General features: G+C 68.8%; 20 protein-coding genes, 1 tRNA gene and 1 pseudogene. 13 read left to right on the forward strand and 9 right to left on the reverse strand.

Annotated elements, in window-relative coordinates:
- The first annotated feature begins 703 nt into the window (after positions 1-703).
- A complete protein-coding gene (locus ACIBVP_RS27865) occupies positions 704-1264 on the forward strand; it encodes a hypothetical protein (RefSeq protein WP_396109316.1) in 561 nt (186 codons plus the stop codon).
- On the opposite strand, the gene ACIBVP_RS27870 is transcribed toward ACIBVP_RS27865, so the two are convergent.
- Positions 1215-2108 (reverse strand): hypothetical protein, encoded by an 894-nt coding sequence (locus ACIBVP_RS27870; RefSeq protein WP_396109317.1) that lies wholly within the window; start codon positions 2106-2108, stop codon positions 1215-1217. The genes ACIBVP_RS27865 and ACIBVP_RS27870 overlap by 50 nt on opposite strands.
- On the opposite strand from ACIBVP_RS27870, the pseudogene ACIBVP_RS27875 reads away from it, so the two are divergent.
- A pseudogene (locus ACIBVP_RS27875) lies at positions 2073-2495 on the forward strand (recombinase family protein); the annotation flags it as partial. The gene ACIBVP_RS27870 and the pseudogene ACIBVP_RS27875 sit on opposite strands and share 36 nt — an antisense overlap.
- On the opposite strand, the gene ACIBVP_RS27880 reads toward ACIBVP_RS27875, so the two are convergent.
- The 4 genes from ACIBVP_RS27880 to ACIBVP_RS27895 all read right to left on the reverse strand — a co-directional run bounded on the left by ACIBVP_RS27880 (position 2496) and on the right by ACIBVP_RS27895 (position 4344).
- Positions 2496-2840, reverse strand: a complete 345-nt coding sequence (locus ACIBVP_RS27880; RefSeq protein WP_396109318.1) for a hypothetical protein — start codon at positions 2838-2840, stop codon at positions 2496-2498. It lies immediately after the preceding pseudogene.
- A complete protein-coding gene (locus ACIBVP_RS27885) occupies positions 2841-3146 on the reverse strand; it encodes a hypothetical protein (RefSeq protein WP_396109319.1) in 306 nt (101 codons plus the stop codon). It abuts the gene before it with no gap.
- Between the two features lie 250 nt (positions 3147-3396).
- Positions 3397-3469 (reverse strand) — tRNA-Arg (locus ACIBVP_RS27890).
- Between the two features lie 38 nt (positions 3470-3507).
- Positions 3508-4344 carry an NAD(P)H-binding protein gene (locus ACIBVP_RS27895; RefSeq protein ID WP_396109320.1) on the reverse strand — a complete coding sequence of 279 codons (837 nt, stop codon included), beginning with the start codon at positions 4342-4344 and terminating at the stop codon, positions 3508-3510.
- 84 nt (positions 4345-4428) lie between these two features.
- Here ACIBVP_RS27895 and ACIBVP_RS27900 point away from each other — a divergent pair, with 84 nt between their 5' ends.
- The 8 genes from ACIBVP_RS27900 to ACIBVP_RS27935 all read left to right on the forward strand — a co-directional run bounded on the left by ACIBVP_RS27900 (position 4429) and on the right by ACIBVP_RS27935 (position 10828).
- Positions 4429-5124, forward strand: a complete 696-nt coding sequence (locus tag ACIBVP_RS27900; RefSeq protein ID WP_396109321.1) for a helix-turn-helix domain-containing protein — start codon at positions 4429-4431, stop codon at positions 5122-5124.
- Between the two features lie 63 nt (positions 5125-5187).
- Positions 5188-5520 (forward strand): ArsR/SmtB family transcription factor, encoded by a 333-nt coding sequence (locus ACIBVP_RS27905; protein WP_396109322.1) that lies wholly within the window; start codon positions 5188-5190, stop codon positions 5518-5520.
- Positions 5517-6236, forward strand: a complete 720-nt coding sequence (locus ACIBVP_RS27910) for a DUF4440 domain-containing protein (protein ID WP_396109323.1) — start codon at positions 5517-5519, stop codon at positions 6234-6236. The genes ACIBVP_RS27905 and ACIBVP_RS27910 overlap by 4 nt, the downstream gene beginning before the upstream one ends.
- A 12-nt stretch (positions 6237-6248) precedes the next feature.
- The gene (locus ACIBVP_RS27915; RefSeq protein WP_396109324.1) at positions 6249-6896 is read left to right on the forward strand and encodes a VOC family protein; all 648 of its coding nucleotides are present in this window, start codon (positions 6249-6251) and stop codon (positions 6894-6896) included.
- Between the two features lie 52 nt (positions 6897-6948).
- On the forward strand, positions 6949-7905 hold the full coding sequence (locus ACIBVP_RS27920) for an ABC transporter ATP-binding protein (protein ID WP_396109325.1): 957 nt from the start codon (positions 6949-6951) through the stop codon (positions 7903-7905).
- Entirely contained in the window at positions 7902-9104 is a 1203-nt protein-coding gene (locus tag ACIBVP_RS27925; protein ID WP_396109326.1) for an ABC transporter permease, read from the forward strand. Before ACIBVP_RS27920 ends, ACIBVP_RS27925 begins: the two co-directional genes overlap by 4 nt.
- A gap of 82 nt (positions 9105-9186) precedes the next feature.
- Positions 9187-9834, forward strand: coding sequence for a response regulator (locus tag ACIBVP_RS27930; RefSeq protein ID WP_396109327.1), 648 nt, complete (start codon positions 9187-9189; stop codon positions 9832-9834).
- Between the two features lie 34 nt (positions 9835-9868).
- Entirely contained in the window at positions 9869-10828 is a 960-nt protein-coding gene (locus ACIBVP_RS27935; protein WP_396109328.1) for a zinc-binding dehydrogenase, read from the forward strand.
- Between the two features lie 169 nt (positions 10829-10997).
- On the opposite strand, the gene rpsR is transcribed toward ACIBVP_RS27935, so the two are convergent.
- From rpsR to rpmB, 4 genes are read right to left on the reverse strand one after another with little or no spacing between them, the layout of a single operon-like run.
- Positions 10998-11234 (reverse strand): 30S ribosomal protein S18, encoded by a 237-nt coding sequence (gene rpsR / locus ACIBVP_RS27940; RefSeq protein WP_396109654.1) that lies wholly within the window; start codon positions 11232-11234, stop codon positions 10998-11000.
- Entirely contained in the window at positions 11228-11533 is a 306-nt protein-coding gene (gene rpsN / locus ACIBVP_RS27945) for a 30S ribosomal protein S14 (RefSeq protein ID WP_396109329.1), read from the reverse strand. The genes rpsR and rpsN overlap by 7 nt, the downstream gene beginning before the upstream one ends.
- Positions 11533-11697 (reverse strand): 50S ribosomal protein L33, encoded by a 165-nt coding sequence (gene rpmG / locus ACIBVP_RS27950; protein ID WP_396109330.1) that lies wholly within the window; start codon positions 11695-11697, stop codon positions 11533-11535. Before rpmG ends, rpsN begins: the two co-directional genes overlap by 1 nt.
- Complete coding sequence (gene rpmB, locus ACIBVP_RS27955) at positions 11698-11934, reverse strand: 50S ribosomal protein L28 (RefSeq protein ID WP_396109331.1); 237 nt, start codon at positions 11932-11934, stop codon at positions 11698-11700.
- Between the two features lie 89 nt (positions 11935-12023).
- On the opposite strand from rpmB, the gene mrf reads away from it, so the two are divergent.
- From mrf to rpmF, 3 genes are read left to right on the forward strand one after another with little or no spacing between them, the layout of a single operon-like run.
- A complete protein-coding gene (mrf, locus tag ACIBVP_RS27960; protein ID WP_396109332.1) occupies positions 12024-13175 on the forward strand; it encodes a ribosome hibernation factor-recruiting GTPase MRF in 1152 nt (383 codons plus the stop codon).
- Positions 13172-13423, forward strand: coding sequence for a type B 50S ribosomal protein L31 (locus tag ACIBVP_RS27965; RefSeq protein WP_396109333.1), 252 nt, complete (start codon positions 13172-13174; stop codon positions 13421-13423). Before mrf ends, ACIBVP_RS27965 begins: the two co-directional genes overlap by 4 nt.
- A complete protein-coding gene (gene rpmF, locus ACIBVP_RS27970) occupies positions 13423-13584 on the forward strand; it encodes a 50S ribosomal protein L32 (RefSeq protein ID WP_396109334.1) in 162 nt (53 codons plus the stop codon). Before ACIBVP_RS27965 ends, rpmF begins: the two co-directional genes overlap by 1 nt.
- Positions 13585-13710: the final 126 nt, after the last annotated feature.

Raw genomic sequence — 13710 nt, forward strand, 5'->3', positions numbered from 1 at the left:
CCGCCGATCGGACTATCCGCGGGCAAGGCCGCTACAAGGGCCGGGCTACCCCGCCACCCGTGACCGATCAACAGTGTCTGACCGGCGAGAGAACGGCATCGTGGAGCCTGCGGGGTCGCCACGTCCCTGGCTGCTCACCCACTCATCGCAGCGAGTCGAATTGTCTGCGCTTCGCTTTGGACTGGCACACCCGATTGCTCGCCACCATCAATCCTCTGACGGAACCGGAACACGAACAGGACACCACACAGGCCGGTCGTTCTGCCGCTTCCGCGAGCGCGGATCGACGCGCGCGACTTCGACTCGTCGCCTCGACGACGGGCCAGCCGCACACGTCGACTGACTTCCCCGACAGCGACAGGCAGCGACGCGCAGCGTGACCCTTGTCCGTGCTGAAGCGCAGATAGCGCAGCCCTGAACCGGCAACAGGAACGGCTGCTGCAGAAGGACTTTCCCCGGCGGGTCGTGGGCCGCCGGATGTGGCCGCACCGACCCAGCGGCCACCCAGCGGCGCGCGTGGCGAACGAATCCGACCTGGGACGGGGAAACACCCGCACCCGGCAACTGACGCGGTAGCGCGGCACTGCGAGTCCTGTGTCGCACCGCGCTTGACCGTCTCGGACGTACGGAGCGTGGATACACGTGCGCCGCGCGTCAGCGCGGCACACGAATGTCAAGCGCTGTAAGAGAAAGGAGCGCGAAGATGGCCGAACTCACCGTTTCTGGCCTGCGCCCTGTAGTCCATTCCGGACCTGTTCGAGTCGCGTTCTACGGCAAGTGTGGAAGCGCCAAGGATGCGCCGCTTTCGCTTCTGCGCCAACTGCACGCGGTCTCGGTCGCCCTGTCCGAGCGGACGCCGATCTCGGCCTGCTTTGCCGACATCGGCGTCTGGAATCGTTGGCGGGACGGCGCACCGAGGGTCCTGTCATTGGCAGGGCACCAGGTCCGAGGTGGACTCGTCGAACTGCTCCAGCAGGCACACGACCGGACTCGCGACTTCGACGTGTTGGCCTGCTTCGACGACTCACGCCTACCCAGGCGGATGACCGAGCGCCAAGCCGTACTCCGCGAACTGACCGCGTGCGGAGTTGGCGTCGCCACCCTCACCACCGCCGTGTCAGAGGACTTCCCCGGCTCGGCCACGGCGCATCAGCAGGCGTGGTCGCCGGGGTTGTTGGACTGGACCGCAGACGCGGAGAACCTGGCTCACCGCCTCACCGACCGGTCGGGCTGGACTGATGGCACGGGTGGTGATGCGCGGTGACGGAGGCACACAACACCCGCCGACGGCGTCCGCCCGGCAGGACAGACGCCAGAAGGCCACAGTCGTCCTCGGCCAGTCGGCGACGCAACGCCAAGACTGGCCAGCGAGCCGAGACCGAAGCACCGGAGGTGGTCTTCGACATCACGCTGCTCGACGGCCCCGACGGCGAAGCCCTCGCCCACCAGCAAGCCCGCGTGCTGAGGGAGGTGACCGCATGGCTGGCCCAGAACTCGTCCGCAAGTGGGCGGACGACCGCCCAGTAGGCCGCGCCCGCAGCCCGTACCGCCGACACGACGACACCGGAACCGCCGAGACGCGGCCTCGGCTGCTGCGCTTCGCGTGGGCGGGCCGTACCTCGACCTACGACCAGCAGGACCCCACGCTGTCGCTGCCTCGCCAGTACCGCGCGTCCCAACTCGTGCTGCCCGAGGACGCGCTCATCGTGGCGAACTTCTACGACATCGAATCCGGCCGCAAGGACCTCGCCGCCCGCGGCCAAAGCACCGCGCACGAGCAGTTCGACATCCCGATCCCGCGTGACGGCGGTATCCAGGACCTGCTCGCCGAGGCCGAGCGCCCGGACCGGCGCTTCGACTACGTCATCTGCGAGTCCATCGACCGCATCGCCCGCCGCACCTACATCGGCACCGATATCGAGAACCGGCTCGAGCGCGCCGGGGTGCGGCTGCTGGCCGCCGACGAGCCGTTCACCCTCGCCCACGACGGCACCGGCCGCAAAGCCAAGGTCGCCACCCAACTGCTCACCCGCCGGGTCAAGCAGGGCATCGCCGAGTTCTACGTGATCGAGATGCTGGAGAAGTCCTGGGACGGGTTCGCCGTGCACACCGAGGAGGGCTACAACGTCGGCAAGCCGTGCTACGGCTTCCAGGCCAAACGAGTCCCGCATCCGGTCCCGGCCAAGCGCGCCAAGGGCCAGAAGAAGACCTTCCTCGAGCCCAACCCAGTCGAAGCACCGGTCGTCAAGCGGATCTTCCAGTGGCGACTGGAGGAGCGACTCGGTTACGAAACGATCGCCGAGCGGCTCAACCTCGACCTGGCGACCAACCCGCCGCCCACACCGATCAACCCGTCTCGGGCTGTCGGCCGGTGGACCTACTCCAACGTGCGCGACGTCCTCACCAACCCGAAGTACACCGGGCACATGGTGTGGAACCGCCGCGCCCGCAAATCCGGCGGCAACGTACTCAACCCCGTCTCGGAGTGGATCTGGTCACCCGAACCCGTGCACGAGGTGCTGGTCGACCTCGACACCTTCATCCAGGTCCAAGAGGTCAGCGGCCACCGGTTCGGCTCCCGCACAGCCGCCGGGCCCAACACCAAGCATCCCCAGACCAAACGCTCCTACCTGTTCCGCACCTACCTGTTCTGCGACCTGTGCGGGCGGCGCATGAACGGCAAGACCCGCAAATACGTCTACTACGCCTGCGCCCCCAAGAAGGGCTACGTCCCAGCCGGCCATCCGGCCGCAGGCGGGGTCTTCGTACGGGAAGACCACCTGCTCGACAAGATCAACTCGTTCCTGTCCGACCACGTCTTCGGCGACTACCGCCGCCAACTACTCGACGCCAACCTCCGCTACCTCGACACCACGATCCAACAGGAACGAGAGCAACAGGTCGCCGGACTCCGCCGGGCCATCGCCGACACCGACCTCAAGATCAAGCGAACCATCCGCAACTTCGAACTCGTCGACGACCCCGACGAGGACTTCGTCCGCGACATCAACCATCGGCGTGCCGAACTCCGCACCCAGAAGGAACAACTCGAAGCCCAACTCGCCGAAGTCGAGCAGCGCATCCTGGCCACCCCCAACCCCGACCTGATCGACGCACTCCCCGTGACGAAGATCGAAGTCGACCAACTACCCGAAGAGCTCGCCCGCGCCCTCTTCGAAGCCCTCCGGCTGGAGATCCGCTACAACAGAGACACCCACACCGCCACCTGCCGGGTCACCCTGACCGGCCCCACCATCACAGCCGCCAGCCGGGTCGCCCACGACGCCGCCGTCATATCGCTCGACCAGGCACGCCAGCGCCGTGAGCAGCGCAAACAAAGCAAAAGGGAACAGGAGTCACCCACAGCGGGTGACAATCCTGTTCCCATCCTTGTAGTGCCCCCGGTAGGATTCGAACCTACGACACCCGCTTTAGGAGAGCGGTGCTCTATCCCCTGAGCTACGAGGGCGTTGCCCCGACAGCCTAGCGGCAGCCGGGGGCGCCGCGTCACCGCATTCGGTTGAACATCGCTCGATGGTCGATCGCCCACTGCTCGAACGTGCCGGGAGGCCGCCCGAGGATCCGGTTGACGTGCTCGGTCACGTACTCCGCGCCACCCGCTCCTGCCCAGCTCGTACCCAGGCTGACCTGCGCAATCGCTTCCGCCGGCATGCCTGCGGCCTCCAACTGTGGGCGAAGGCCGACATCGACGGTCCGCACCGGGCGGCCGAGCACGCGTTCGAGGACGGCTGCCTGATCGTCGAACGTGAGCAGCTCCGGGCCGGTCACGTCGTAGCGCCGACCGTCATGTGTGCTGTCGAGCAGGGTCGCCACCGCGACCGCGGCCACGTCGCGTGGGTCCACGATGGGTTGGCGAGCCGTGCCGAACACGTTCGGGATCTGGTCGCCTTCGGCGATCATGGCCTGGTACCGCAGGAAGTTCGACGCGAAGCTCGGCGGCCGCAGGACGGTCCACGCCAACCCGCTCGCCGCGATGGCCTCCTCCGCTTCGACGTGCCACGCGCCCACCGTGGCACCCTCGAAAGGCTCGCCACTGCCGATCGCCGACAGTTTCACGATCTTCCGCACCCCCGCGGCCGTGGCCGCGTCCACCAGCGCGATGTCGTGCTCCGCGGACGGCACGGGCGGCACGGTGACCAGGAAGACGGCGTCGACGCCGGCGACCGCGGCGGTCAGCGACACCGGGTCGGTGAAGTCGGCGCGTACCGCGTTCGGCAGGTCGACGGGGTTGCGGGACATGGCGCGGAAGGGCACGCCGCGGTCGGCGAGCAGCCGGACGACGTGCCCGCCGATGGTGCCGCTGGCGCCGGTGACAAGGATCATGGACCGACTGTCGTGCCCGCACCGGCCGGTCTATAGGAAGTTTCGGCACGGCTCGTTGTCGGCGGTCGCGGTTACCGTGGCGGCATGGGAACGCTTGTGGTGCCGAACGAGTTGCGGCCGTGGGTGGTGGGCATCGACGTGGCGGCCGCGTCGGGTGCGGACGCGGTCGACTTACCCGACCACGCCACCACTCTCGTCGTGCGCACCACTCCCGGGGAGCGACGTTCGGTGGTCGTGATGGGGCCGAGGACCCGCGCGGCGTACCACGTCGCCGATCCCGGGCCGTCGTGCGTGCGCGTGCGGCTGCGGCCGGGACGTGCGCAAGCCCTGCTCGGACGGCCTGTCCGGGATCTCGCCGACCGGGTCGTCCAGGTCCGCGTGTTGCCCGGCCTGGACGTCGACGGCCTTGTCGAGGACCCGGTCGGTGCGTTGGCGGTCGCGGTCGCGGAGCGCGGGGTGGGCGACGACCTGGTCGGTGAGGCGGCCGAGTTGCTCGCGGAAGAAGGCGTGGCAGCGACGGCGCGGCGGCTGCACGTCAGCGAGCGGCGACTACGTGCGCTGTTCGCCGACGGCGTAGGGCTCTCGCCGAAGCACTTCGCGCGGATCGACCGGGTGCGGTCGGTGCTCGCGACCGCGTCCGGCAGGCGGTGGGCGGACGTCGCCGCGTCGGCCGGGTACTACGACCAGTCGCACATGACCAGCGAGTTCCGCCACCTCATGGGTGTGCCGCCCGCCGCGTACGCCGCGGGTCGGCGGCCCGTGGCGCGCCGCTGCGGCTGACGTCATCCACAAGTTTGTTCGAAACGCTTGACATGCTTAACGCTTGCGTTAATAGTTGTCATTGTGCGAACCGAAGTGGACGAGGTGCTCGTCGCCCTCGCCGACCCTGTCCGGCGGCAGGTGGTCGACGAGTTGCGGCAGGGCCCCAGACGGGCCGGCGAGCTGGCCGACTCGGCGGGGATGAGTTTCCCGGCGATCAGCCGCCATTTACGGGTGCTGCGTGCCTCCCGGCTGGTGGAGGTCCGCGCGCTCGACGAGGACGCGCGAGTGCGCGTCTACCAGCTACGGGCGGAGCCGTTCGCGGCGCTGCGTGCCTGGCTCGACCAGGTCGAGGCGTTCTGGACCGAACAGCTCGACGCCTTCTCCGACTACGCGAAGAAGAGGAAACAGGAATGACCGAGGCCAACGTGGCGGTCGAGGTGGAGGTCGACCCGGCCACCGCGTTCGACCTGTTCACGAGGGACATCGCCGCGTGGTGGCGGGCGGACCGCTCGCTGTGGGGCGCGCCGGACGGTGAGCTGCGCTTCGAGAACGGCGCGCTGATGCAGGGCGACATCGAGATCGGGCGGGTGTCGGCGTGGGAGCCGGGGCCGCGTCTCGCCTTCAGCTACGGCCCACCCGGGGTCGACCCCGCCGAGCGGACCGACGTTGAGGTGCGGTTCGAGGCCGTACGAGGTGGCACACGGGTCGTCGTGCGGCACGGCGGCTGGGAGAAAGCGAACTGGGCAGGGCTTTTAGCGGGCTTCGCCCGGCACTCACTGGAACGGATGCTGCTCGCCCGGCTGGGGGACTTCCTCGACGCGATAGCGGACGGGAACGTCGAGTTCTTCGCGCGGAACCTGACGGACGAGGCGATGCTGATCTTTCCCGGTGATGGCAACACGTACACCAAGGAACAGTGCGTCGCCGCCATGGTCGACCACCCCATTTACCACAAGTACGAACTGACCGATCCACACATTGTCCACATTGGAGACTCGACGGCGGTGCTCACGCACCGGGCCACCGTCATGCACGAGCAGCACGAACGACCGATGTCGGTCGCGGTGTCGTCGGTGCTCGTGCACCGGGACGGCGAGTGGCGCCTCGCGCTCCACCAGTGGACCCAGTGAAGGGGAGAAACCATGTACTACGTGATCCGAGCGCCGGACCTGCCGCGCGCCAAGGAGTTCTACGCGACTGTGTTCGGCTGGACCTACACCGACGACAACCACATCCAGGGCAGCTCTCCTGCCGGCGGGCTGGCCGAGGGAAGCCCGGGTACCGATCTGTACTTCGAGGTACCCGATGCGCAAGCGGCCGTGGCACGGCTGCGTCAACTGGGTGGGGACGCTGCCGACCCGGTGTCGTACACGTCGGGGTGGAGTTGTACGGCCGAGAATGGCTCGCTCGCGTTGTGGCAGCCCGCGGAAGGATATGCGCAGACCAGCCCCAAATGCGCGGAAGGCGACCTTTTCTACTACGTCGTTCCGGTGGCGGACGACTCGGTGAAAGATCGTTATCAGGCAGCGCTGGGTTGGGAGTTATCGACGGGTTCCCATCCGAACGGGTGGAACATCGAGAACTCCGCGCCACCCGGTGGTCTCTTCGTGGACCACGCCGGACGACCTGACCTGTACTTCCGGGTGGCGGACGTCGACGAGGCCGCGCGACGCATCCGGGACGCCGGCGGAACGGCCGGGGAAACGCAACCCAATTCGGCAGGCTGGCACGCCGCGTGTCGCGATGATCAGGGGGTGGAATTCAGCATCGGCTCGCTGCGTCAGAACTGACTTCCCGTACTAGGGTTCCTTCCGACGGCGGTTTGTGGGAGGGGGTCCGGGTTTGGGTGACGGACGGCTGGAGATCGACCGCATCTCCAAGCGCTATGGCGACGTGGTCGCCTTGCGGGACACGACTTTTGACGTCCGGCCAGGCGAGCTTTTCGGATTCGTCGGCAGCAACGGCGCGGGCAAGACGACGACCATGCGCATCACGCTCGGCGTGCTCGCCGCGGACTCGGGTGAGGTGCGCTGGAACGGCGAACGGATCACGCTCGAGACCCGGCGGCGCATCGGGTACATGCCCGAGGAACGCGGGCTCTACCCGAAGATGAAGGTCGGCGAGCAGCTGATCTACCTCGCGCGCATGCACGGCCTCTCGGCGGAGGCCGCCCGGCGTTCGATGGCGGACTGGACCGAGCGGCTCGGCGTCGCGCACCGGCAGGGCGACGACGTCCAGAACCTGAGCCTGGGCAACCAACAGCGCGTGCAGCTCGCGGCCGCGCTGGTGCACGACCCGAGCATCCTCGTGCTGGACGAACCGTTCTCCGGGCTTGACCCGATCGCCGTCGACGTGATGAGTGACGTCTTGCTGGACAAGGCGGCTGAGGGCATACCGGTGGTGTTCTCCAGTCACCAGCTGGAGCTCGTCGAACGGTTGTGCCACCGCGTCGGGATCATCCGAAGTGGACAGATGGTCGCGATCGGCGAGGTCGACGAGCTGCGGTCCAGTGGCGCGGTCGAGCTCGTGGTCGTCGCGCCGAACGCCACGACCGGCTGGGCGTCCGGTCTGCCGGGCGTCACGGTGCGCGAACAGGACGGTGCCCGCACCGTGTTGGAACTCGCCGACGACGCGGACGACCAGGTCGTGCTGCACGCGGCGCTGGCCACCGGGCCGGTGACCGAGTTCAGCAGGCGGCGGCCGTCGCTGACCGAGCTGTACCGGGAAGTGGTGACGCAGGAAGCCAGTGAGGGCACGGTGCCGGAGTCCGCGCAGGACAAGGTAGGTGTGACGGCATGACCGCTCCGGATGTCCGGCTCAGCTCGTGGGACGCGACGCGGCTCGTCGCGAGCCGCGAGGTCACCACGAAGATGCGGTCGAAGGCGTTCATCATCACGACCGTCGCGACACTCGTGCTGCTCATCGGGTTCGCGTTGGTGATGAAGCTGTCCGGCGGCTCGGGCGAGACGGTCGGCGTCACACAGCAGACGCAGGTGCTCGCCGAGCCGTTGAAGGCGACGGCGGGGCAGATCGGGCAGAGCGTCGGCACGAAGGTCGTCAGCGAGGAGGAGGGCAGGAAGCAGGTCGCGGACGGTGCGCTCGACGCCCTGATCGTCGGCGGCGTCGACGGTCCGCTGCGGGTCGTGGTCGAGAAGGACCTCGACGGCGACCTCGAGAACGCGCTCAACGTGCTCGCGGGGCAGCTCGCCCTCGACCGGGAGATCACCGCGCTCGGTGGTGACCCGGTGCGGGTCCGGTCGTCGGTCGTGGGTGCGGCCGTGGACGTGGAGCCGCTGGAGGAGCCCTACCCGTACCAGCCGGAGCAGCTGGTGCTGGGCATCGTCGCGGGCATCCTGATCTACATGTCGTTGCTGCTGAACGGGCAGCTGGTGGCGCAGGGGGTGGTCGAGGAGAAGTCCAGTCGCGTGGTCGAGTTGCTGTTGTCGACCATCCGGCCGTGGCAGCTGATGGCCGGCAAGGTACTCGGCATCGGGTTCGTCGGGTTCGTCCAGATGGTGGTGATCGGCGGCGGTGGTATCGCGGCGGCGCTCGCGCTCGACGTGCTGTCGATATCCGCGTCGGCCGCCATCGGCACCGTGGTGTGGCTGATCGTGTGGTACCTGCTCGGGTTCGTCATGTACTCGCTGGTGTTCGCCGCGCTCGCGGCGTTGGTGTCGCGGCAGGAGGACGTCGCGGGCGTGATCACGCCCGCGCTGATGTTCGTCATCGTCGGTTACGTCGTCGGCATCTCGGTGCTGCCGTCCGAACCGGACAACACGCTCGCGGAGGTGCTGTCGGTCATCCCCGTGTTCGCGCCGACGTTGATGCCGATGCGGCTCGCGATGGGTGGCGTGCCGGTGTGGGAGGCCGTCGTCTCGGTCGGACTCGTCGTCGTGCTGATCCCGCTGCTGGTGTGGTTGGCGGGGCGGATCTACGCCAACGCGGTGATGCGCAGCGGGGGCAAGGTCAAGCTGCGTGACGCGATGCGACCCGCATAACCGCTGGTCACTCAGGGCAACGAGGTACGATCATTACTGTCAAGTAGACCCGCCATGACCGCCCACTGTCGGGGAGGCGTTCGTGATCAAGGTGCTGCTCGCGGATGACGAAGATCTCGTCCGCTCAGGACTCCGCACAATTCTGACCAGCGCCGGCGACATCGAGGTGGTCGCCGAGTGTGACGACGGGGTGCACGTTGCCGACCTCGTTCGGCAGCACCGACCGCACGTCGTGCTGCTCGACATCCGGATGCGGTCGGCCGACGGCATCGTCGCGCTGCGTAAGATCCGCGCGCTCCCGGAGCCGCCGGTCGTCGCCATGCTGACCACCTTCGACGTCGACGAGTACGTCCAGGAGGCGCTGCGCATCGGCGCGAACGGCTTCCTGCTGAAGGACACCGAACCGGCTGTGTTGATCAAGGCCGTGCGTGACCTGGCCCGCGGCGGCGCGGTGCTCGACCCGAAGGTCGCGGCCCGCGTGCTGTCGGCGGTCGCGGACGGTGAGCGCGCGGCCGAGCCGGCCCGGCGACTGCTGGCGTCGCTGTCCGACCGGGAGCGGGAGGTCGTCGCGCTCATCGGCCAGGGGCTGTCCAACGCCGAGATCGGCAGCGCACTGCACCTGTCGGAGGCGACGGTCAAGGGCTACGTGTCGGCGGTGCTCGGCAAGATCGGCGCGGTGAACCGGGTGCAGGCGGCACTCGTGGCGTACCGGGGCGGCCTGATCGCTTGACCTCCACCTTGCTTGAGGTCCAAGACTGGGCCGCATGCGAGCGGTAGAGGTGACGAGGCACGGTGGGCCGGAGGTCCTGGCAGTACGCGAGGTGCTGGACCCGGTACCGGCCGATGGCCAGGTCGTGGTTGAGGTGGCAGCGGTCGACGTGTTGTTCGTCGACACGCGGATCCGACTGGGCTGGGGCAAGGAGTGGTTCCAGGTCGAGCCGCCGTACGTGCCGGGTAACGGCGTGGCTGGCCGGGTCCGCGAGGTCGGCGGAGGCGTTGACGAGTCGTGGCTGGACCGCCGCGTGCTCGCGTACACCGGCGAGAACGGCGGCATGACGCCAACCGGCGGCTACGCGGAACGCGCGGTGGTGCGCCTGTCCGACGTGGTGCCCGTCCCGGATCGTCTGGGCCTGCCGGAAGCGCTGACGCTGCTTCACGACGGTCCGACGGTCGTGGGAATTCTGGAAACGGCGGACGTGCGGCCGGACGAACGAGTGCTGATCACCGGCGCGGGCGGCAGCCTGGGCACCTTGCTGATCCCCATGCTGAAGGCACGCGGTGCGGTAGTGGTCGGCGCGGCGAAGGGCCCTCGCAAACTGGACTTCGTTCGAGAATGGGGTGCTGACGAGGCCGTCGACTACGCACAGCCGGACTGGCCCACGCGGGTGGGCGGTGTGGACGTGGTGCTGGACGGTACGGGCGGTGACATCGGCACCACGGCGTACCGGCTGGTGAACCCGGGCGGCCGGTTCCTGGCCTACGGCTCCTCCGCGGGTGACTTCGCAACCACGGAGCCAGCGAGAAGCGGTGTGCGGGCGGTGTCGATTCTCGACATCGGCAAGGGGGTGGATCGAAGCGCGGCAGTGACGGACATGCTCGCGGCCGCGGTGGACGGCACGATCACCCCACTGGTGGGTCAAACTTTCCCGCTGGACAAGGCGGTAGCGGCCCACGAGGCGATCGAAGCCCGCCAGACTGTGGGAAAGACACTGCTGATCCCATAACGAGCGGACATCGAGCACGACCCGCGTGGCCTCCGGCCCCGGAATCAAGCGTAGTGGCGGGCACCGACAATCGGCGGCGGGCAGTGGGCGGTTGTCCACAGAACCGTTGTGAGCGCGGGTTTGTCGGTGCCGTGCCGTAGCGTGGTTCGAGGGGGCCGGAGGCCAGACCTCAGCGCGCCCTGCCCGGGTACGGCAGCAGCGCCATCTCCCGGGCGTTCTTGATCGCGGTCGCTACCTGGCGTTGTTGTCGCGGGGTCAGGCCGGTCACCCGGCGGGCGCGGATCTTGCCCCGGTCCGAGATGAACTTGCGCAGCAGCGCCGCGTCCTTCCAGTCCACACTCGACACACCTTCCTGCGCCAGCAGGTTCCGCTTCCTGCGTGGCGCGCCTGGACGCGGCCTCACCAGCTCGACTTGCTGACGCCGGGCAGTTCGCCGCGGTGGGCCATCTCCCGCAGCCGCACCCTCGACAGGCCGAACGTGCGGAAGTACCCGCGCGGCCTGCCGTCGACCGCGTCGCGGTTGCGGATCCGTGTGGCGGACGCGTCGCGAGGCTGACCGCGTAGTTCACGGGCCGCCGCCTCGCGCTCGGCCGTGCTCGAACCAGGGGCGGCGATGATCTTCTTCAGTTCCGCGCGGCGCTCGGCATAGCGGGCCACGATCTCGCGTCTGCGGTCGTTCCTGACGATCTTGGACGTCTTCGCCATCAGCGCTCCTCGCGGAACTCGACGTGTACGCGCGCCACCGGGTCGAACTTCCGCAGCACCAGGCGGTCCGGGTCGTTGCGGCGGTTCTTCCTCGTGACGTACGTGTAGCCGGTGCCCGCCGTCGACCGCATCTTGACGATCGGCCTCAGTTCGTTGCGTGCCATCTAGATTCGCTGTCCCTTCGCGCGTAGCTCGGCGACCACCGACTCGATGCCGCGCCGGTCGATCACCTTCATTCCCTTCGTGGACACCCGCAGCCGCACCCACCGCTGCTCACTCGCCAGCCAGTACCTGCGTCGCTGCAGGTTCGGCCGCCACTGCCGCGTCGTGCGGCGATGCGAGTGCGACACCTGCTTGCCGAAGCCGGGTGCCCGGCCCGTGACCTGACATACCGCCGACATCACACCTCCACGTATCGACAACGATTTCCATCTTCAGGTATTCCACTGTACGGTAATGACAATGATTGTCGATAGCGGGGAGGTTTGTCGTGCAGGACACCCGGTTGGTGCTGGTCACGGGGTTGGACCGGGGCGTGACAGGTTGGGTCGCAGGCCGGCTCCTACGCGAGGAGCCGGGCACGGTCGTCGTGCGCCACGACCTCAGCGGGCTCGCGGAAGGCATCGTCCGCCGCACGGTGCGCACCGCTGACGGGCCGCCGAGCGAGACGGTCCTCGAACTGGCGCACGGCTGCGTCTCCTGCACGCTGCGCCTGGACACCCTCCCTCTGCTGCGTGCGCTGGCCGCCAAACCGGACGTGCGCCGGATCGTCCTGCACCTCGACCCGGGCGTCGAGCCCGAGCCCGTCTGCTGGGCACTGCACAACGTGCTGGTCGGCGACGTCACGATCGCCGACGTCGCCACCGTCGAAGCCGTCGTCGCGGTCGTCGACGAGGGGCGCTGGCTGACCGCCGCGACCGGCGACGAACCGCTCGGCCTCACGCCGGAGGACGACCGCACGCTCGCCCAGGTCGCCATCGGACAGGTCGAGTTCGCCGACGCGATCGTGGTCACCGGTCAGGCCGCCGACGGCTGGGCCGCCGCCCGCGCCACGGCTGTGCTGGACCGGCTCGCGCCCGCCGCGCCGCGAGCTTCGTCGGTGCACCGCCTGCTCGACACCATCCCGGCCAACGCCCGCCGCGGTGAGGTGACCGACGCGCACGCCCCGCTGCTGGCCTGGAGTCCGCCGTTGGAACCCGACTGCGGCGTGGCGCTGACCGTCTTCGAGGCGCGTCGGCCGTTCCACCCGGGCCGGCTGCACGAGGCCATCGACGTGCTGCTGGAGGGCGTGGTTCGCACGCGTGGCCGGATCTGGGTCGCGACGCAACCGGACGTCGCGCTGTGGCTGGAGTCCGCGGGCGGCGGGCTGCGGGTCGGACACGCCGGCGCGTGGCTGGCCACCGTGGACGACGCCGCGTGGCAGCGCGCGAGCGAGCACCGCCGCGCGAAGGCGGCCGTGGACTGGCACCCGAGGTGGGGCGACCGGATGCAGGAGATCGCGATCCTCTCGCACGACGCGTCCCCAGGTCACCTGGTCGCGACGCTGCGCGAGGCGCTGCTGACCGACGAGGAACTGGCCGCCGACTGGCACGGCTACGAGGACCCGTTCCACGCGTGGGAACCATTGGAGGACAAGGCATGAAGAAGAACATCCATCCCGACTACCACCCGGTGGTGTTCCGGAACGCGTCGACGGGCAGTCAGTTCCTGACCCGTTCGACCGCGACGTCCACAGTGGACATCGAGTGGGTGGACGGCAACCGCTACCCGCTGGTCGTCGTCGACGTCACCGCCGACTCGCACCCGTTCTGGACCGGCGGACGACGCATCGTGGACAGCGCGGGCCAGGTCGAGAAGTTCCACCGCCGTTACGGAAAGCGAGGCAACTGATGGCCGTCCCGAAACGGAAGAAGTCCCGCAGCCGCACCAGGTCCCGCCGCGCGCAGTGGAAGGCGGCGGCGCCCGACCTGGTGGAGGTGACGACCCCGGACGGTCGGAAGCTCAAGGTTCCGGGGCGTCTGGTGGCGGCGGCTCGCCGGGGTCTGTTGTAGCGCCGGCCGACGGTGGTGCCAGCGAAACGCTGAGATTGTCCGCCCCCAGGACGTAACGTCGGCCCCCACCCATTCCCGGGGGCTCCCCGCTTGCCAGTCTACCGGTGCTTGCCGACGGTGGGGGTG

Origin of the sequence: Actinophytocola sp. NPDC049390 (genome assembly GCF_044466355.1) — a bacterium.
GTDB lineage: Bacteria > Actinomycetota > Actinomycetes > Mycobacteriales > Pseudonocardiaceae > Actinophytocola.